Origin of the sequence: Bacillus sp. FJAT-52991 (genome assembly GCF_037201805.1) — a bacterium.
In the GTDB taxonomy this organism is placed as follows: domain Bacteria; phylum Bacillota; class Bacilli; order Bacillales; family Domibacillaceae; genus Bacillus_CE; species Bacillus_CE kandeliae.
Genome location: NZ_CP147404.1, coordinates 3192362 through 3213712, shown reverse-complemented (window position 1 = coordinate 3213712; position 21351 = coordinate 3192362). Strand labels below are relative to the sequence as shown.

The window sequence follows — 21351 nt, the reverse complement described above, 5'->3', positions numbered from 1 at the left end:
CGAACATTAGAAGGGGTGGAGAAATGAGTACTGTATTTGAAAGTAAACTAGATCCGGTAACATTTGAAGTATTGAAAAATGGTTTTGTGAACTTAGTTGACCAAATGTCTGAGCAAGTATTAAGAACATGTTATTCGTTTGTTATCTATAACCGTGACTTCAGCGCCGCATTATGTGACGCTGAAGGAAATACAGTTATGCAAGGAACACAAGATATTTCTGTACACGTTGGAACACTCCATTTAACGGCAAAAGCGGTCATTGAAGATTTCGGAGATGACATTCATCCTGGCGATGTTTTTATCGTCAATGACCCATATCGTGGAGGCACGCACTTCAGTGATACACGCGTCATTCGCCCTGTTTTTTGTGAAGATAAGCTGATTGCCTTTATGCAATTGAATGGTCACTGGGCGGATATGGGAGGATCAGTTCCTGGTTCATTTGATGTGAACTCGAAAGACCATTATGGTGAAGGAATACGCATTCCACCGCTCCGCATTTGGAGTAAAGGCGAGTATCTTCATGATGTAGCCAATGTGCTCGTATCAAATATGCGTGTACCAGAAGAACGTCTTGGAGATTTGCGTTCACAAGCAGAAGCGACAAAAACAGGTGAAAGACAATTAATTGCTCTTGTTGAAAAATACGGGCTCGATACGATTTTAACGGCATTTAGAGAGGTGCAAGATTACGTCGAGCGGTTAACTCGTGTCAAAGTAGCCGAACTGCCTGATGGCGAATGGGAAACAACGGATTACATCGATATGGACCCAGCTGTCGGTGAAGGGTTAATTCCTATTAAAGTAAAAATGACGATTAAAGGCGATGAGATTTTCTATGATTTAACGGGATCGCATAGCTACATCGGTTGCTTCTTGAACGCTGGCTTTGGTGCTTCTTTATCGGCGGCTTATGCAGGGACGAAGACATTTTTCCCAGACGTTCCGTTAAACTCGGGCTTCTATCGAGCGGTTCACGTTCATTTACCTGAAAATTCAGTTGTTAATGCCGGCTGGCCAGTGGCGGTGACGGGTTTCTGTTCTGGAGCTTACGAGAAAATCATGAACGCCTGCTTTGAACTTTGGTCTCACGTCATGCCGGAACGCGCGCTTGCTTGCTCTTTCAATCTAGAATATTTACTTATCGGTGGATGGGACCAACGGGAAGGCTATGATAACTATTTCATGTGGTACGACTGGATGGCTGGTGGACATGGAGGCCGTAGCTCAAAGGATGGAGCGAATGCTTTATCTCCTGTATTCGGTGTCGGACTAAGCATTCAGCCTTGTGAAGGGCAAGAACGCTTATCTCCAGTGATCACGACAAAACATGAAATCGTTACAGACTCAGCAGGGCCAGGTAAATTCCGCGGCGGCTGTGGAATTGAAAAAGGTGGTATTTTAACAGCTGCAAATGAAACGGTCATGTCATATTGTTGTGATCGCTCTCGTTCTGTTACATGGGGCATCTTCGGTGGACTTCCTTCCACTCCTCATGGCGCGTGGTTAAATAAAGACACAGAAGAGGAGCATTTCTTAGGGGCGATTTTCTCGAATGTGAAATTGAAACAAGGGGATCAATTTACAAGACCATCGGCTGGTGGCGGCGGACTAGGTGACCCACTAGAACGCGATCCGAAAGCGGTTATGGAAGATGTCATTGACGAGTATGTGTCGATCGAGCGTGCGAAGAAGGATTATGGTGTTGTGATCCGTGAAATCGATCGTGACATCGACCTGTTTGAAATCGATGAAGAAGCGACACAAAAAGAAAGAGCGTTCATTCGCAACGCACGTAAAGACTGGTTGAATGAAGATGTCGATGCCGTTGTAGCTAAATTTAACACAGGCGAGATAGATCTCCTTGACCTTGTTCGTCGTTACGGTATCATCATCGACCAAGAAACAAATGAAGTGTTAAGAAAAACGACAGAACAAAATCGTGAAATGCTGAAAAAACGTTCGGTTGCTTATTGGGCGTGATGCTAGAGAAGCTGTTGGTGAAAAGAATTTCTTTTTGCCAGCAGCTTTTTTTAGGTTGTCTATCGTTGTGATTTATGAATGAATGTTCTGTGATAAAGGTTGTAATCTTAGGATTTTTAACAATGGATATAGCACAAAATAAGAGTGACGCTAAAACGTTAATAGATTTCAAATGCAATCCCGGGCTGCATAAGATTACACCAAGCAAAAGACATATTGGAGAGACTTTTTACTAAATAAAAAGAGCTTAATGTTCAAATTAATGTTACAGTTAGAAAAAATATTTTAAAAGTGAGTAGGCGAACAACATGATTGAAGTAAAAACATCTTCACTAAGTGATGGAGAGTTCAACAGAGGGGTATTTGCTACATGTGATATCAAAAAAGGAGAGCTTTTACATGAAGCACCTGTCATTTCTTATCCAAACGACCAGCATCAATACATTGAGCAAACGATACTTGCTGATTACGCTTTTGAGTATGGGATAAATCATTCTGCGATCCTTCTTGGTTATGGAATGTTGTTTAACCATTCTTATGAACCTAATGCAATTTATGAGATTAATTTTAGAAATCATACATTTGACTTCTATGCTTTCACCGATATAAAAGCAGGAGAGGAGATTTTAATTAATTATAACGGCGATGTTGATGACAAAGATCAACTATGGTTTAATCAGGACTAAAAAGGGTAGTAAAATAAATCAGAACTTTGCCTTTAATCGAAAATACCTATCTTGTTCATAATCCTTAGACCTGTTTTCTAGAAAGAGATTCTAAACATTGTTAATGTTTTCACTTAAACTAACAGGGGGCGTTCGTTGAAGGAAAATAAGCTAATTTGCATCCGTGTTTCTATTTTCGTTATTCCATTAAAGGGCGCTATTCTTTTATAGAGAAAGCGTCTTTTTCTTGTCTTTCAAGGGTTCTCATGGTTAAGTAATTTTTTGTTTTCTACGATTGGTGAATAACATTTTAAATGAACCGTGAAGATTGTGAAGAAATGTACTTAAGCTAACGGACAGTTTAGTTGAATAAATACACCCTTCATAGTTAATGGCTCCTTTCGTATGTAGCTCTACACTTGTTTTTTAGCTTATGACTAACGAGCGTAGTATTTACAGAGAAAAAAGCGATTTGGAAAAATTCCAAATCGCTTTTTTAAAATATTATTGCTTTTTAGGTTTCTTATCTAAAATAAAGCGTAGTTCATTGATATCATCATCAGATAAGGTATCTTCCTGAATGAATTGGGCAAGCATGGATTTCAGGGTACCTCCATAGATACGCTTGATAAATGATTTGGTTTCGGCACGTTGGCACTCTTCCTGTGTATAGAGCGGGTAAAAGGTGTAAACTCTTAGATTTTTATTGACGCCTACTACATCTTTTTGAACTAATCGATCGAGAAGAGTACGTATGGTTTTCGGTTTCCAATCAGTACTCTCCTGTAAGGAAAGTGTGATGTCATTCGCTGTTTGAGGAGCTTTATCCCAAAGCACGTTCATGATTTCCCATTCTGATTCTGATATACTAGGAATATTTTTCTCCATATTTATCTCCTCCACTTTCTTTAATAGATTCCCCAATCTTTTAAAATTGATAAAGTAATTTCTACAGCCTTGCTTCCAGATGCATCATCTTCATTTTGTATATTGGTAGCAAAGAAATAAGTATTGTTCTTCGTCTCTACATACCCGATAAACCAACCATTGATGTTTTTTCCATTCACTGTTCCTGTACCTGTTTTTCCTGATAGGCGAGCTTCTTCATTCTTTTCTAAGAGTAGTGCTTCCTTCACAGCTTGTATATTCATTCCCTCATATCCAAATTGATTGTTATAAAAGGCTTGCAGCAGTTGCACTTGCTCGACTGGAGAAATTTTTAATGAGGATTCGTGCCAGAATTCACCTAATCCCCCAGATGCATTGCAGTTTCCATATTTTATGTCTTGTAGATTGGATTGTATTGTTTCAAATCCTGTTTTACGATCTAGCTCTTGGAAATACCAGTTTACAGATTTTTGTAAAGCAGATGAGAGATCCTGGTCCATATTCCAAGCGTCATAGGGTTGCTCCGTCCCATCCCATGAAAGGGTGGATTCTTCGGGTGATATCACATTTGATTCTAGTGCAAATAAGGCACTATAGATTTTATATGTGGAATCAGGTGATACCCGCAACGTACTTTTCTCTTCATTATAAATGCGATATTGTTGTGCACTATGATCATATAAAACAAAGCTTCCTTCATAACCTTTAAAGAATTGATGTAAATCCTCATAAACTGTTCCGTCCTTATTAAAATAGTATCGGTCGTTCTCCGTCGCAAATGCGGAAATGACAGGTAATTGGACTGTCAAAATGATACTGGCCAACACATAAATAAAGACGCTTTTTCTTATTGATTTCTTTGAGCCAGGCTTATAGGCAGAAATTTGTTCAATTCGCTTTTTGATTTGACGCTTCGAACCGTTTATTTTTGTTACTAACTGTAGCTTACTTGACCGTTTCGAAGGATCTGCAAAATTTATGATTGTATTTCCATATTCACTAAATGAATTATCATCTAGTAAATGTAAAACAGATGTATCACATGCGATTTCCCGATCTAATCTCATTTCTCTAAAGGCAAGCCAGACAAGGGGATTAAACCAATAAATGATTTGATAGAACAACATCACGTAATTTGTCAGCAGATCCTTGTTTTTATAGTGATTCAGTTCATGAAGAAAGATATACTCGTAATGTTTCAAGCTAAGCCAGTTTTCATGCTGAGAAGGTAAGACGATATATGTTTGAAAAAGTCCGAATATCATTGGAGATTGGACTCTTTTCGAAATAACAATCTTTATTGATTTTTTAATCTGTAGTCTTTTCTTGCATTCTTCGAAAAGTGCGAGAACTTCTTGATTGGAAAACGTAGAAGAATAATTCTTTATCCTTCTAAGTGTGATCCATCCACGAACCATAGTAAAAGTAAATAATAGCACCCCTGACATCCATAATCCCATCACTCCCATATTAAGTAAGGACAGGTCCGTCCGATTGACAGATACAGAGAAGTCTTGCATCAGATGTAGGCCCTGCAGCATATTAGTTCCAGCTATTTCCGTATTAGGGCTGAGCACATTAGTCTGATATGTATCCCCACCGCTAAAGAGAGAACTAAAATTATATAAATGAGTAGGTATGAATGGAAGTGCTAAAGCGATAAAAAGAAACATCCACAAATGATAGTGCCATTTTGCTGTTAGTTGTCTTCCAAACCATTTTCGTATAAATAGAATAACAGTAACGGAAAATGAAGACACCAATAGGCCAATTATAAAATGAGTTAAAAACATGTCCTTCAACACCAACTCTCTTGGATTTTTTAATTTTTAAAAACAGGTATATAGCATATTTATTTATAGTAGCTTGATGGTGAAAAATAAAAAGTTGACTTTATTTGATTACATATGTAATACTGTACTACAGATGTAATCGGACTACAAACGTAATCTTCAGAAGCTTCTTGAATAAGGCTGTTTTTTCAATTCGTACATAAGAGTCTAATCAAATAATTAGGAGGTTTTACATCATGAACAAAAGAGGGTTTTATCAAATATTAGTACCGATAGGCTTGGCGCTTATGGTTGTAGGCTGCTCAGATGAGAAAAAACAGGTTGTACAACAACCAGAAACAGAACATACAGGGGGAACTAACCAAACGTCAGAAAATATAATGGCAAAAGAAACCACAATGGAGAAATTTGAACAACTTGAGAAGGAATATGATGCGAGGCTTGGGGTCTTTGCGTTGGATACCGGTACAAACCAAACAGTAACCTATCATCCAGATGAGCGTTTTGCTTATACATCTACTCATAAGGCTCTAGCTGTAGGAGCACTTTTACAACAGAAATCAATAGAAGACCTTAATCAAATAATTACCTATACAAGTGAGGAGCTTGTTAATTATAGTCCGATTACAGAAAAGTATGTTGATACGGGGATGACTCTTAAGGAGCTTTGTGATGCTTCTCTTCGATACAGTGACAATACTGCTGGAAACCTTATCCTTGAGCAACTGGGGGGACCGAATGGATTTAAAAAAGCACTGGAGGAAATTGGAGATAATATTACCAACCCTGAGCGATTTGAGCCAGATTTAAATGAAGTTAATCCTGGTGAAACTCATGATACGAGTACACCAAGAGCACTTGCTACTAGTCTTCAGGCTTTTACATTGGGAGATACACTTCCAACTGAGAAACGTGAACTTTTAATAGATTGGATGAAGGGAAATACTACTGGAGATGCGTTAATTCGTGCTGGAGTGCCGAAAGATTGGGTAGTGGCTGATAAGACTGGAGCAGGATCATATGGTACACGAAATGACATTGCGATCATTTGGCCATCAAAAGGGGACCCTATTGTTCTTGCTATACTTTCAAGTCGTGATAAAAAAGACGCTGATTATAACGACGAGCTTATTGCTGAGGCAACAGAAGAAGTAATTAAGGCTCTTAAAGTCAAAAATAAATAGAAAATGATTGTACTAAAAAGGTTACGTTAAGTAGCCTTTTTTAGTAGATTAATTCCTATAACGATTGTTATGGTGACCCTTCTTCAACTCCCATGAAAGAACGAAAGTCTTTCATTATCTGTGGTGCTATGAAGTGCAGCATGGTTGGCTAACAGGGCAGTTCCTAGCTTCAACATTCAATTTTTTATGGTCAGCTAACGATGAGTGACCTTTTAAGATGAAGGTCGCTTTTTTTATTCCTTAAGAAAGATTGTGAAATAATGTACTTAAACTATAAGGTGCGTTAGTTCAACAAGAAAAAGTAGTTAATATCTTCAACAATCGGGCGCGATTGTTGATCAAACTTTATTACAAACCAACAGTAGACTTAGGATTTCAGAATGTTCGAATGAGAAATCTAATATTGGAGTCCTCTTCTTTAAATAAAAAATCGATTTTACCCTTTAACAGAGCTATTTATTAAATTTGAAATATTCGATATATTGTATTCGGTACAATTCTATCGAATGGAGGTGATTGGATGAGGCCGATCGTGTTAGGGGTGCTTTCTGCTTTTTTCTTTGCTTTTACGTTTGTGCTCAATCGATTAATGGAAGTGGATGGAGGTCATTGGATGTGGAGTGCCTCCTTGCGCTATATTTTTATGGTGCCGCTGTTGCTTATCGTTGTTGCCGCTAGAAAAGGACTAAATCCTCTTTTTCAAGAAATGAAGAAGCATCCTTCAAGCTGGTTATTGTGGAGCATTGTCGGTTTTGGTCTTTTCTATGCACCATTATGTTTTGCAGCAGCATATGGGCCGGGTTGGTTAATTGCAGGAACTTGGCAAATGACGATTATTTCTGGTTCCTTGCTGGCCCCGCTGTTTTTCGTCACCATTTCTACGCCTACTGGCAAGAAAAAACAACGTGGAACGATTCCGGTTCGTGGACTTATGATGTCACTTATTATCTTGTTGGGGGTTGCTTCCATGCAGATGGAGCATGCCCGCAATCTTTCGTGGCAAGCGGTGATCTCATGTACATGGCCTATTATCATTGCATCTTTTGCTTATCCACTTGGGAATCGAAAAATGATGGAAGTGTGTGCAAATCGATTGGATGCCTATCAGCGGGTGCTTGGAATGACACTTGCTAGCTTGCCATTTTGGCTGCTTTTGTCTGCATACGCAGCGATGACAGTTGGTTGGCCAAGTCAAAATCAAGTGATGCAATCCGGGCTTGTGGCCCTTTTTTCCGGTGTATTTGCAACCGTGCTATTTTTTGCAGCAACAGATCTTGTTCGAGACAATATGCAAAAGTTAGGGGCTGTTGAAGCGACCCAATCCTTTGAAGTGCTGTTTGCTGTTGTTTTGGAAGTTCTTCTTTTATCAGCCCCGCTGCCAACGGCTATTTCTTGGATGGGCATGCTGTTTATTGTCCTTGGAATGATCTTGCATAGCTACGTATCGCATGCGAAGAAACTTGTAGTAAATAACTAATTATTTCCTGTTATAATAAGAATAAGTTGGATGTATGTTTATAAAAAACTCCGAGGTGAAAAGATGAAGAAATACATTCTGATGATCGGGTTGCTACTATTGACGTTCAGTCTTGCCGCCTGTAATCGAACGCCTTCTCCGGAAGAACGTCTCGATGAATATTTAGAGTTATGGAATCAACAAAAGTTTAGTAGCATGTACAAAAACTATGTATCTCCTGCTGTTAAAGAAAAAGTGAAAGAGAAGGATTTTAGCGAGCGCTATCAAACGATTTATAAAGATTTAGAGGTGAAAAATTTAAAAGTAACCTCCCTTGCGAAAGAGGAGAAAGATTGGGGAGAGAAAAAACGAGCGGAGATTCCAATCAAAGTGGAAATGGACACATTGGCCGGACCGATAAAGTTTGAGAAGAATGCGGTCTTAAAGCTCAAAGAAACGGAAGAAGGAGAAAACTGGTTTATCGACTGGGATACGAGCTATATTTTCCCTGACTTAGACGAAGGCGATAAGATTCGCATTGAAACGCTAAAGGGCACGCGTGGGCAGATTTTTGACCGCAATGGCAACTCTTTAGCCGTCAATGGCCGCGGTTATATGGCAGGCTTAATCGCTGGGGAAATAGATGAAAATGCTGAGGCGAAAGCGAAAGTGGCTCAACTGCTTCAAATCAAGCCAGAATTCATTGACGAACAGTTAAAGCAAAGCTGGGTACAGCCAGGCTACTTTGTTCCGTTGAAGAAACTAGCTTATAGCGAGCAAGATAAAGTGGCTAAGCTTGAAGGGTTACCGGGAACGACGGTAGAGGAAATTTCAATGCGAGAATATCCATACAAAGAAGCGACAGCTCATTTAACAGGATACATAGGGCCTATTAATGGAGAAGAACTGAAAAAGTTAAAAGACAAAGGTTATTCTCAGCATGACCAAATCGGAAAACGCGGGCTTGAGCAATTGTTAGAAGATGAACTGAAGGAAAAAAATGGCCATCGAATCTATATTGAAAAAGCAAAAGCAGAACCGGTGACGTTAGCTGAAACGCCTGCTCAAAATGGAAAAGATGTAAAAGTAGCCATTGATGCGGAACTGCAAAAAAATGTGTATGAGCAGCTAAAAGGAATGCCAGGTACGGCTGCTGCTGTCGATCCTAAAACAGGCGAAGTATTAACGCTTACAAGTTCACCAGCATTTGATCCAAATGAATTTGTTCTTGGTGTGAGCAACGAACGCTATAAAGAGTTAGAAAATGATCCGAAAAAACCGCTGCTCAATCGATTTGCTGCTACTTATTCACCGGGGTCTACGATTAAACCGTTGACAGCGGCTATCGGTTTACAGACGAAAACGCTCGATCCAAAGAAAGAACGCGATATTAAAGGGCTACAATGGCAGAAGGATTCTTCATGGGGCAGCTATCGCGTCACGCGGGTCAAAGATATCGGTCAGCCTGTGAACTTGCAAGAAGCACTCATGTACTCGGACAATATTTACTTTGCTCAAACAGCACTTGAAATTGGTCCAGAGAAAATGGTCGATGGCATGAAAGCATTTGGTTTTGCTGAAAAGCTTCCATTTGACTATCCGATTCGTACATCGCAAATTTCTAACAGTGGAAATTTGAATAAAGAGCTACTGCTAAGTGACACAGGCTATGGACAAGGAGAAGTGTTAACAAGCATGCTACATCTCGCTTCTATGTACGGCGCGATTGTGAATGATGGAACGATGATGAAGCCGCAGCTTCTCGCTCAAGCAAAGCCGGAAGAATGGAAAAAAGAATTGCTCACAGCAGAGGAAGCCAAGATGTTACAACAGGATTTGCGACTCGTTGTTCAAAAGGGAACCGCTAAATTAGCTGATGTGCCAGGGTTAGCATTAGCTGGAAAAACAGGCACAGCGGAATTAAAAACAGAACAGGGCACTCGCGGGAAAGAAAATGGATTGTTTGTCGCTTATGACCAGAAAAACCCTGCCTTTATGTTAGCGCTAATGGTAGAAGGTGTAGAAGGTCAGGGAGGAAGTAAATTAGCAATAGAAGCGAGCCGAAATGTCTTTTTACAGGCTGCTCAGTAAGAACATAGAGACCATCGTCAGCAAACAATTTGTTGATGGTGGTCTTTTTTTGTATAGTAAATGAAGCAATGAAAGAAAAGAAAGGTCGTCAAATATGAAAAAAGTAACAGTGGCCGGTATGGGCTATGTGGGGATCGTCACGGCGGTCGTCCTTGCTCGTGTAGGCTGTGAAGTAACGTGCTTAGATACGGATACTAGAAAAATTAATCAATTAAAAAAGAAGGAGCTGCCCATATTCGAACCCGGTTTAGAAGCCGCTTTACATACATATTATCGTCAGCTTTCATTTACAAGCGATATGAAAGCCGCATTTTCCGCTGCTGAAGTCATCGTGATTACCGTTGGCACACCGTCTTTGCCGGATGGAAGCGCAGACTTGCAGTCGCTTCGTACACTCGCTAGTGAGATTGGGAAATACGCTATGATGCCAGGGTTTATCACGGCCATCAAAAGCACCGTTCCGCCGGGGACAAGTAAAAAGATGAAAGAGTGGATTCAACAAGCACAAGCAGACAAAGTGGTATTTTCTGTGGCATCGACACCAGAATTTTTGCGCGAAGGCTCTGCTCTTGAAGATGCGTTTTACGGAGATCGCATCATTATTGGAGCAGAGGATGAGCGTACGGCCCGCGAAATGCAACGTTTGTACGAGCCGCTAGGTCGACCGATTTTTACAACGGACTTAAATAGTGCGGAATTGATTAAGTATGCGTCCAATGCTTTTTTAGCGTCTAAAATTAGTTTTATCAATGAAATGGCTCGCCTTGTGGAGAAAGTAGGAGGAAATATTGCGGATGTGGCAATAGGAATGGGGATGGATGTGCGAATCGGTCATCAATTTTTGCGAGCAGGAGTGGGCTATGGTGGTTCTTGCTTTCCAAAGGATATTGAAGCATTGTTGCATTTAGCGAGTGAACATGACGTTCAGCTTACAACTGTCGAAGCGGCGAAACGAGCCAATGAACTTCAGATTGATTATTTTATCAATAAAGTGAAAGCGTTAGTGGCGCCATTAACAGGCAAGCAAGTAGCTGTGATGGGGCTTTCGTTTAAACCGAACACAGATGATATGAGAAGGGCTCCCTCGATTGCCGTTATAGAGGCTATGTTACAGGAAGGGGCAAATGTTATTGGTTATGACCCTGCAGCTGAAGCTAATGCTCATCTCATTTTTCAAGATCGCATTGCTTATGTCACTTCCGTTGAAGAAGCCCTTCAAAACAGTGATGTTGCAGTGATCTTAACGGAATGGGATGAAATCAAAAATGTCCCTCCTCAACAATTTTTCCAATTGTTGAATCAGCCAATTGTCATTGACGGACGAAACTGCTTGTCAGCAGATGATATGTGGGCAACAGGAGTCCAGTATTATTCGATTGGTAAAAAAGAATTATAACTGATAAGTGAAATCGTTCTAAATTAGTCTAAATCAGTATAAAGGGATGGTTTTTCAAGAAACAAAGTCCTGCTTCAATGGTCTGTTAACAGTCGATATACATGATTTAAAATATATCTTTTATCATAATAAAATAGATAAAACAGGAAATTAAAAAGAATTTTATAGGTATAAAGATGTTTAAAGTTGGATTTTTATTAAGTCTTCCAGAAGCGAGTCGATATAAAGGAAAAAGTGATTTGTTCACGAAGCTTCATGTGAGAGGAGATTCGAAATGAAAAAAGCCCTATTCACTTTATCGACCGCAGCGGTCCTTTCAACTGGTGTTGTCACAGTTGCAGAAGCAGCAGAACATCATGTAGTCAAGTCTGGGGAAACGCTTGAGAGTATTTCAAAAGCGTATAATGTTGAGTTAGACGTTCTCAAGAAAATGAATGGGTTAAACAGTGACCAATTGTATGCAGAACAAACATTAAAGATTAGCGAAGAGGTTGTGGAGGCTGCCGATTCCAATAGTCCCATTTACGTGGTCAAAGAGGGGGATACACTTGCTTCCATTGCGAAACTTTATCAAATGGAAGTCGATCAGCTGAAAGAACTGAATGAATTAACGACGACAATTCTTCATCCGGGTCAGCAGTTGAAGGTAATAGGTGAACCTATGCCAGCTGAACAAGAAACGAACCAAGAAGTTGAAGTAACTCCAGCAACAAAGTCAGTGACTTCTTCTAATGTAACGAAACCAGCTTCTGGAACGAAAACATACACTGTTCAAAACGGGGATTCACTTTATGCCATTGCTAAAGTTTATCAAATGAGCGTGGCTCAATTGCAAGAGTTGAATGGGTTAAAGTCAACGAATATTTATGAAGGTCAAAAATTAATTGTCAGCGGCCAAGCGTCATCTGCATCGGTTAGTGATGAGAACGAGCCGGAATTATCGATGAAAGCGGCTACATCGACATATACCGTTCAAAGCGGCGATTCATTAAGTAAGATCGCAGCACGTTACAAAATGAGTGTAACGCAGTTAATGCAATTAAACGGCTTGAAGTCACATAATATTTATGTCGGACAAAAGCTAAAGGTGAGCGGGAAACCATCGTCAACGAAACCGCCTGTTGCCAAGCCGCCAAGTAAGCCGCCAGCTTCATCAGGCGTCTACATCGTTCAAAGCGGCGATTCATTAAGCAAGATTGCCGCTATGCACAAAATGAGTGTGTCGCAATTAATGCAATTAAACGGCTTGCAATCTCATATGATTTATGTGGGACAAAAATTAAAAGTGAGTGGGAAACCATCATCAGCGAAACCGCCTGTTGCTAAGCCGCCAAGCAAACCGCCTGCTTCATCTAGTACATATATTGTTCAAAGTGGGGATTCCTTAAGTAAAATCGCCGCTATGCACAAAATGAGTGTAACGCAATTAATGCAATTAAATGGGTTAACTTCGCATACCATTTATGTCGGGCAAAAATTGAAGGTTAGTGGTCAGCCACCAACGTCTAAGCCGAAGCCAAAGCCGCCAACATCAAAGCCGAAGCCACCAACGTCTAGCAATACATATGTAGTAAAAAAAGGGGATTCCTTAAGTTTGATTGCCATTATGTTTAATATGAGTGTGCAGCAATTGAAGCAATTAAATGGCTTAACTTCAGACGTTATTTATGTGGGACAAAAATTAAAAGTTACCAATGATGGAGGACAGCCACCCGTTGTCACGAAGCCGCCAAAGCCATCTGATGATACTTTTTCCGTCGATCGTTTGCTAGCTGAAGCGAAAAAGTATATAGGTGTGCCTTATGTGTGGGGAGGAGCCCAGCCGTCTGGTTTTGATTGTAGTGGATATATTTATTATGTATTTAACCAAGCAGGGAAAAAAATACCAAGAACGAATACCGAGGGATATTATAGCCGCTCTTATTTTGTGTCTAATCCGAAGCCTGGAGACCTTGTTTTCTTTAATAACACCTATAAAAAAGGAATATCGCACATGGGTATTTACCTTGGAAACAATCAATTTATTCAAGCAAGCTCTTCAAAGGGAATTACGATTACTAGTTTGGATAATCCCTATTTTAAACAGAGATTTGATAGCTTTAAACGATTTTACTAATGAAAGAGAGAGGGTGCAGGAAACATGTCTGCATCCTTTTTTGTGAAGAAAAAAGCACCCGCTACAAAGAGCAGATGCTTTCGGGCCACCACCAACCGTTGCCGCTATATTATCGATAACTTACAAAACGGAAAACTACCCTTTTATTGTAACATATCTACTTATATTCACAAGAAAAAATTTCATATCTTGGATATAATATCATCATTTTATTCTTGGAAACTACCCTTCTACTCGAACACTCCAAGTCGTTAAATCTGGTTGATCCTTTGTGACTAGCTCTTTATGGAAGATGACAGTCCATGGCTTCGTTGTGTTCGCTTTAACTTCGAAATCCTCGAAAGTGAATTGCCCTTCTGCGATGACTTCTTTTTGATGGTCTAGTACTTGCAGTGGGAGCTGCTCGATTTTTAAGTTTTTCTCATAGCCGTTGCGGATTAACAAGGTGACATGGAATTGCCCGTCTGCTGCAAAATTAGCTTGTAAGCCAGTGAAGTTCAGTTCATTCTTGTTTGGGTCTCCAAGCTCTGCAACGATTTTTTGTAATTGTTCTTTTTGTTGTTCTGGTAAAGCTTCTTCCCAAGCGGGAGCTAAGTCTAATTCATGCTTTGTTGATGTTAAGTCAAAAGCAAGGGTCCAATTTTCCTTAGCTAAATGGACGGCTGGAGCGAGCGTTTCAGCCGGAAACATGAATGTCCATGGACGGCTGCTTTTTGCTGGTAGATTCCCTAGCTCTTTCATATTAAATACATGCTTCGCTTTCACTTGTTGTTCTTCATTAATAAGTAACAGTCTGACTTCTCCTAGTTGAAGCTCTTTATCAACAGAGTTGCGGACGAAGGCAGAGACGGCTAGTCCTTCTGGTTGTTCTTCCCATTCGATGCCTGATAAAGATAATTGATTCGCCTTTAATAATGGCAGTTCATTGTTCAAAAAGCGTAGGACATACATTTGTTCTTTTGAAATAGAAGCTGCTGGGTGAATAGAAAGCGGTGTTTCCACTTCTTCTGTTGATTCTGGTGTGTCATTGTTCGTTAGTTCACTTGATGAAACGGTACTTTCAAGCCCGTCGTTTTTCAATTTGCTTGTATCGTTACTTTTCTTTTTGAAAAAAGATAACATAAGATGACTACTCCTTTTTAGTTAGTTCGTTCACAAACGAACCGAATTGAATGGCGGTGTTCTTTTGTATCTGATGGTACATCATTGTAAAGATTTCAAGCCCTTCATGTGCATAAATTCGCATCGGATCTTCTTGTTGGTAATAGCGAAGACCAATTCCTTCTTTCAACCTAGCCATATTTTCAAGGTGGCTTACCCACAGCTGGTCGATGTTCGATAGGGTGATCTGTTTTATATACTCGTCCCAAGAGGGCTCCGCTAGTGTTTGTAACTCCTCACAGTAGCTAGCTGCTTCTTGCTTAACGATCTGTTGAATTTCTTCCTTGCTCGTGATGTCTTCTGGTAATGTAATGGAACGGCCCCCAAGTATGAGTTCAATCGTGGTTTGAAGCTGTTCGGGATGCCATTCTTCTACAGACTGATCTTCATGACAAATATGTTCGATCTCATCGTGACTCGCTTGCTTGATCATATTAAGGAAATGGTCAACCGTCTCTTCTTCATTGACCATTTTGTTTCTAAGACTATAAATAATGTTGCGTTGTTCATTGCTTACATCGTCTAGTTTCAAGTTGTATTCTCTCATCGAGAAGTTCGCACCTTCTACGATGCGTTGGACTCGATCAACAAATTCATGAATTTTTTTATTTAGCACAAGACCATTTTCATCTATTTCTAACTTTTTCTCCATCTTCTCTAATTCTTCTTTAGCGAAGCGTACGAGCATATCATCCGCTAATGAAATAAAGAATTGGCTTGAACCTGGGTCTCCTTGGCGTCCAGAACGTCCTTTCAGCTGGTTGTCGATTCGGCGACTTTCATGGCGTTCTGTACCGATCACATGCAGTCCCCCGAGCTCAGCTACGCCCTCTCCTAAAAGGATATCTGTTCCTCGACCAGCCATATTGGTGGCGATAGTAATTTGCTTTTTCTGTCCCGCTTTTGAGATCAACTCAACTTCTTGTTTGACACTTTTAGCATTTAATAATTCAAAAGCTAGCCCAGCTTTTGTAAAGTATTCGGCCACTTTTTCTGATTGTAAAATCGAAGTCGTCCCAACGAGTACCGGTTGTCCCATTTCATGTCTTCTCTTCACTTCTTCTGTGACCGCTTGATATTTTTGATCGGATGTGGAAAAGATGAAATCTGGCATATCCACCCGTTGCTTCGGTCGATTCGTAGGGATTTGAATGACCATCATATTGTATACTTGCTCAAATTCTTTTTCTTCCGTTTTCGCCGTCCCTGTCATGCCAGAAAGATGCGGGTACATACGGAAGTAATTTTGGATCGTAATCGATGCTTGTGTTTTATTTTCATCGGTGATTTCAAGTCCTTCTTTTGCTTCAATGGCTTGGTGAAGTCCATCGCTTAACGAGCGGCCCTCCATCGTTCGACCAGTGAATATATCCACAAGCAGAATCTTGCCGTCTTTAATGATGTAATCGACATCTCGCTCAAACATCACATGAGCGCGCACAGCTTGAATCATATAGTGATACAGTGTTTGATGTTCAAGGTCGTATAAATTATCTACGCCAAAGGTTTTTTCCACTTTGTCAATGCCTTGTTCAGTGAGACTGACCGCTTTTGTTTCATCATCTAAGTGATAATCTTCATCTCGTTTGAATCGTTTCGCTACACGCGCGCCAATATAATGGAGCTCAGAGCTTCCCGGCATTTTTCCAGCAATGATCAGTGGTGTTTTTGCTTCATCGATCAACACGCTATCCACTTCGTCAATAATAGCGAAATGGTATGGGCGTTGAACGCGTTGAGTTGGATGCCACACCATATTATCTCTTAAATAGTCAAAGCCAAATTCCGTTCCGACCCCGTATGTAATGTCTGCTCGGTAAGCGGCTTGTTTTTGATCAGAGTCCATCAGAGGGAGATTTAATCCAACGGTTAAACCGAGGAATTCATGAAGAGGCCCAATCGTTTTACGGTCACGCTCTGCTAAATACTCGTTGACCGTAATGACATGAACGCCCTTTCCTTCAAGGGCACGCAAATAGCTTGGAAGCGAAGCGACAAGCGTTTTTCCTTCACCTGTAGGCATCTCAGCAATGTTGGCTTCCGTCAGCACAAGACCACCAATCAACTGCACATCATAATGCCTCATGCCAAGCACTCGTTTAGCTGCTTCGCGGACGACCGCAAATGCTTCGACTTTGAGGTCATCAATTGTTTCGCCATTGGTTAATCTCTCTTTAAAATCCACTGTCTTTTGAGCTAACTCATCATCTGTTAATCCTTCAAAAGCTGTTTCTAATGCATTTATTTGTTCGACAAGTTTATAATATTTTTTTAAGCGTTGATCATTTGAATCGCTTAGTTTTTTTAAAAACGAAATCATGTATTTTTACGCTCCCTTAGAGTAATTCACTCGAAAATCACTTCAGATCATTATTTAATCTTACCAAAATACGAAACGGTTGACTATCATAACGGGATTCGTGTGATAATTATGAAAATTATTTTTTCGACTGATCAATGTAGTAAAATCAGTGCTTCATCACATGTTTTTGAAAGTGTGTTAAATTTGTAAAAAATTCACAACAGAAAAATTTACAATTAAATTGTTGAAAAAAAAACAGTTTATGAGAAAATGTAAGATGAGTTGCTGTAAAATAATTTTATGTTGCAAAAAATAATGATGTTGACTTCAATAGATTTGAGATGAAAATATATCCATTTGTTCATTATTTTAAGGAGGTACTACATGGTTGCCCTTGCCTTTGTGATTTGTTTAATCGCATCGTTAGCGATTACGCCGCTTGTGAAGAAATTGGCGATTGCTGTCGGTGCAGTGGACAAACCGAATTATCGTAAAGTACACCAGAGGATTATGCCCCGCATGGGAGGATTAGCGATTTTTATTAGTTTCATGATTGGAATGTTCGTGCTACAACCGCAAGCGGATTTCAATTTAGCAATTATGATTGGTGGCGTGATCATTATCATTACGGGAGTACTAGATGATCGCTTTGAATTGTCGGCTAAAGTCAAGCTTGGTGGACAGCTGCTTGCTGCGCTTGTTGTCGTTGTTTATGGTGGTGTGCAAATGGAGGATATTAACCTTCCGTTCGGTGGTCACATGGAATTTGGCTACTTCAGCATTCCGCTAACTATTCTTTGGATTGTCGGTATTACAAATGCGATTAATTTAATTGATGGACTAGATGGGCTAGCGGCTGGTGTGTCATCGATTGCCTTGCTTACAATTAGCTTAATGGCTTATATGAAAGGTGATCTATATGTAATGAGTGTCGCTTTGCTTGTGTTAGGAAGCACTCTTGGGTTTTTACATTATAACTTTCATCCGGCAAAGATCTTTATGGGAGATACAGGAGCACTATTTTTAGGTTACATTATTTCCGTGCTTGCTTTGCTTGGATTTAAAAATGTAACGGTCGTCTCGTTAATTATTCCGATCATTATTCTTGGAGTGCCGATTACGGATACATTCTTTGCCATCATTAGACGGAAAGTGAATAAGCAACCGCTATCTGCTCCAGATAAGTCCCATCTTCATCATTGCTTGCTACGCATGGGCTATACGCATAAGCAGACGGTTGTGATTATCTATGCGATCGCCTCGATGTTTGGGTTAGCTGCGGTGATTTTTACAATGGCGACCATTTGGGGAGCGATCATTCTTATCGCCGTTTTAGTTGTAGCAATTGAATTGTTTGTTGAAAGTGTGGGGCTTGTTGGCTCCGATTATAAGCCGTTAATGAATTTGATGCGCGTTCGAGTCAAAAAGAATTAATTATAAACAAAAAAGCTATCGATTTATTTCGATCGCTTTTTTTGTTTGAGTTAAAATAAGAGATTAATAGTATGTGCTCGTTCATCTCCATAGTGAGCAGTAAAAACATACTAACATTAGTAGCACAAACCAAGGCCAAGGTTTGTGCTACTATTTTTTTATAGTAGAAGTGAAGAAAGGTCGAACGGCCCCTGGGACCAAATCGAGTCCGTTTCAAAAACCGACCAACTTCACACCCTTATGTGAATCAGTTTAGTATGTTGGATCCGTAGAGATCGTGTATAAGAAAAGGGAATCGATAAGGCCCTGTGAAGACTTCTATGATTGGCTAAGAAGGAGAAATGAATATGCAACATGTAGTCGCTCTTGATGTGAGTATGGGGAAAAGTACGATGGTGATTTATAACCAATATCGTCAATGTGAATTTGAAGGAGAAATTCTTCATACCAAACCCTCATTTGAAGCTTTGAACGAAAAACTCCAAACATTAACAAAACAGGATGGACAAGCACCAGAGATTGTATTTGAAGCGACAGGTGTTTATTCCGCATCATTAGAACGCTTTTTCCAAACAGAAGGTTATATCTACCATCGAGTGAACCCTCTTGAAGCGAATCTTCAAATGGCATCGATGCGTCGACAAAAAACAGACAAAAGCGATGCACATGAACTGGCAAAATCACATTTTAAAGTAGAGCGTACAGCTACTTATCAAGAAGAAGGCTATTATAAACAAATGCGATCACTCACACGTTATTATGATGAACTAGATCGTGAAATCACTCATCTTTTCAGTCGCCTGCATGCCATTCTACAACTCAGTTTTCCAGAATTAGAAATCATATTTTCAACACGCTCGGCCCTTTTTCTCAATATTGTGCAGCTCTATCCGCATCCAGATGAGGTACTCACTTGTTCCAAAACCATCATTCGTAATCGGCTAAAAGCAAATACAAGGAAGAATCTATCTCTTTCGCGAGCAGAAGCGAAAGGACTCGCTTTACTAGAAGCTGCGAAAGATTCGTATCCAGCCATTTCAAAAGAGGATGTGCGTTGTGAACAAGTACGTGACTATGCGAAAAGGATCTCTGATTTAAAAGAAAAGAAAGAAGGGCTTGTGAAACAAATGGTCGAGCTCTCAAAGGAAAGAACCGAATACAACGTACTGATTTCATTTCCCGGTATCGGAGAAGCGACAGCTGTTCGTCTGATTGGAGAGCTTGGGGATATTCGCCGTTTCAAGAACCACAAGCAGTTAAATGCCTATGTTGGTATTGATGTGATGCGTTATCAATCAGGAAATACCTATTACAAAGATAAGATCAATAAACGAGGAAACAACAAGCTACGAAAAATCTTGTTTTATATGGTTCAGACCATGATTACATTACGTCGATTCGGTGGAAATCATTTGGTGGATTACTATGACAAATTAAAAACGCAACCTCAAGGAAAGCCCCATAAAGTTGCGTCGATTGCCTGTGTGAACAAGTTTTTGAAAGTGGCATTTCACCTGATCACACACCATATCACTTATGACTACGAAACAGCCTCAACCTGTTCGTAATTGGTTAGTCCTACTATAACATATTTGACCTTTCGAAAAAAACGAAATTTCGTTAGGTCTTTTTGGTATGCGCAAATTTGTTTCTGTAGGAAGGGGTACCCCTTCCTACAGAAACAAATTCATCTAACTAAATAAAATTCATCTAAAACTACTTGACTAGAGGTAAGAAAGGAGCCGTCTCAACTACTTATGAGACGGCTCCTTTTCTGTATCAAAAGCGACAGGTGCAGAAAACCTAATTTAATAGCATTTTCAAATAAGAAGTATCATCTCAAAAATTTGCGACGCGGATTTTTGGGATACTCCCTTCGTCTACTTAATCGTCTAATCTAATCCAAGATGTCTAGCAAGATCATTTTTGACGATTTCGAATTCAGTTTCATCAAGTTGGTAAATGTAAGCACCGTCTTCTGATCTTGCATCTTCCCCTTTTAAAGTGATGGTTTCGAATTTTAGACTTCCGGATTTTCCATATTCAATAAGGGATTTCATTTCGTCAAATGTCATATTCGTTCGCATATTGGCACCGACAGCATCTAGAATTTCGTCATATTTTGTAATAGAATTTACAGAGATCGCTTTTTTGACCACTGCTTCAAGTAGTTCTTGCTGACGTTTACCACGTTCGATATCACTATCGTATTTACGAGTACGCGCAAGTGCTAACGCTTCTTCGCCATTCAGCTCTTGTGTCCCTTTCTTTAACTTAATCGCGTTGTGTGTGTCCTTTGAGTCTTTCTCCTCTAAGTCATATGGAACATCAAATGTAATTCCACCAAGTGCATCGACTACATCCATAAATGCATAGAAATTCATGCGAACATAATAATCAACAGGTAGGCCAAATAATTCTTCTACTGTTTCAATAGTTGCTTTTGGGCCACCGTAAGCATGGGCATGGTTGATCTTTGTCTTGTATCCAACCTCTGGGACATACACGTAAGAGTCCCGAGGGATGCTGACTAATTTAATTGATTTATCTTCGACGTTCAAAGTGGCTAGCATTAAAGCGTCTGAACGTGTTTTACCTCCAAATTCTTTCTCTCTTGATTCACTCTCATCTACTCCGATAAACAAGATAGAAATATTATCTTTTAATGGATGAACTTTTGCATCGCGAAGGTCAGATTTGTGACGCCCGTCATCAAGATAAGAGTCTTTGAAAACAGATTCTGCCTTTTTGTACAAAAAGGCACCATAACCGGCGGCAGTAAATGCGAGAAATAACAGTGGGAGTATAACAAGAAACGCAATGCGGCGTTTTCTTTTGCGCCTCTTACGCATTTGCATACGTTGTCTTTCGGTTGACATA

14 protein-coding genes are annotated in these 21351 nt (G+C 39.9%); 9 read left to right on the top strand and 5 right to left on the bottom strand.

What is annotated here, in order from left to right:
• Window positions 1-23 precede the first annotated feature (23 nt).
• Complete coding sequence (locus WDJ61_RS16530) at window positions 24-1985, top strand: hydantoinase B/oxoprolinase family protein (protein WP_338751695.1); 1962 nt, start codon at window positions 24-26, stop codon at window positions 1983-1985.
• Window positions 1986-2293: 308 nt separating this feature from the next.
• Window positions 2294-2671, top strand: coding sequence for an SET domain-containing protein (locus WDJ61_RS16525; RefSeq protein WP_338751693.1), 378 nt, complete (start codon window positions 2294-2296; stop codon window positions 2669-2671).
• 483 nt (window positions 2672-3154) lie between these two features.
• Here WDJ61_RS16525 and blaI read toward each other — a convergent pair whose 3' ends face one another.
• A complete protein-coding gene (gene blaI / locus WDJ61_RS16520; RefSeq protein ID WP_338751691.1) occupies window positions 3155-3538 on the bottom strand; it encodes a penicillinase repressor BlaI in 384 nt (127 codons plus the stop codon).
• A gap of 20 nt (window positions 3539-3558) precedes the next feature.
• On the bottom strand, window positions 3559-5331 hold the full coding sequence (locus WDJ61_RS16515) for a BlaR1 family beta-lactam sensor/signal transducer (protein WP_338754824.1): 1773 nt from the start codon (window positions 5329-5331) through the stop codon (window positions 3559-3561).
• A 236-nt stretch (window positions 5332-5567) separates the two neighbouring features.
• Here WDJ61_RS16515 and bla point away from each other — a divergent pair, with 236 nt between their 5' ends.
• The 5 genes from bla (at window position 5568) to WDJ61_RS16490 (ending at window position 13574) form a co-directional block, all read left to right on the top strand.
• On the top strand, window positions 5568-6515 hold the full coding sequence (bla, locus tag WDJ61_RS16510) for a class A beta-lactamase (RefSeq protein WP_338751689.1): 948 nt from the start codon (window positions 5568-5570) through the stop codon (window positions 6513-6515).
• Between the two features lie 520 nt (window positions 6516-7035).
• Window positions 7036-7992 (top strand): multidrug resistance efflux transporter family protein, encoded by a 957-nt coding sequence (locus tag WDJ61_RS16505; protein ID WP_338751687.1) that lies wholly within the window; start codon window positions 7036-7038, stop codon window positions 7990-7992.
• A 63-nt stretch (window positions 7993-8055) separates the two neighbouring features.
• Window positions 8056-10062, top strand: coding sequence for a penicillin-binding transpeptidase domain-containing protein (locus tag WDJ61_RS16500; protein WP_338751685.1), 2007 nt, complete (start codon window positions 8056-8058; stop codon window positions 10060-10062).
• 94 nt (window positions 10063-10156) lie between these two features.
• Window positions 10157-11458, top strand: a complete 1302-nt coding sequence (locus WDJ61_RS16495) for a UDP-glucose/GDP-mannose dehydrogenase family protein (protein WP_338751683.1) — start codon at window positions 10157-10159, stop codon at window positions 11456-11458.
• 274 nt (window positions 11459-11732) lie between these two features.
• Window positions 11733-13574, top strand: a complete 1842-nt coding sequence (locus WDJ61_RS16490; RefSeq protein WP_338751681.1) for a LysM peptidoglycan-binding domain-containing protein — start codon at window positions 11733-11735, stop codon at window positions 13572-13574.
• A gap of 222 nt (window positions 13575-13796) precedes the next feature.
• Here the strand turns inward: WDJ61_RS16490 and WDJ61_RS16485 are convergent, their stop codons facing one another.
• The gene (locus tag WDJ61_RS16485; RefSeq protein WP_338751679.1) at window positions 13797-14696 is read right to left on the bottom strand and encodes an accessory Sec system S-layer assembly protein; all 900 of its coding nucleotides are present in this window, start codon (window positions 14694-14696) and stop codon (window positions 13797-13799) included.
• Window positions 14697-14703: 7 nt separating this feature from the next.
• Entirely contained in the window at window positions 14704-17055 is a 2352-nt protein-coding gene (gene secA2, locus WDJ61_RS16480; RefSeq protein WP_338751677.1) for an accessory Sec system translocase SecA2, read from the bottom strand.
• Window positions 17056-17421: 366 nt separating this feature from the next.
• Here secA2 and WDJ61_RS16475 point away from each other — a divergent pair, with 366 nt between their 5' ends.
• Window positions 17422-18471: an MraY family glycosyltransferase gene (locus WDJ61_RS16475; RefSeq protein ID WP_338751675.1), complete on the top strand. Its 1050-nt coding sequence runs from the start codon at window positions 17422-17424 to the stop codon at window positions 18469-18471.
• Between the two features lie 347 nt (window positions 18472-18818).
• Complete coding sequence (locus WDJ61_RS16470) at window positions 18819-20039, top strand: IS110 family transposase (RefSeq protein ID WP_338751673.1); 1221 nt, start codon at window positions 18819-18821, stop codon at window positions 20037-20039.
• 324 nt (window positions 20040-20363) lie between these two features.
• Here the strand turns inward: WDJ61_RS16470 and WDJ61_RS16465 are convergent, their stop codons facing one another.
• Window positions 20364-21350 carry an LCP family protein gene (locus WDJ61_RS16465; RefSeq protein WP_338751668.1) on the bottom strand — a complete coding sequence of 329 codons (987 nt, stop codon included), beginning with the start codon at window positions 21348-21350 and terminating at the stop codon, window positions 20364-20366.
• Window position 21351: the final 1 nt, after the last annotated feature.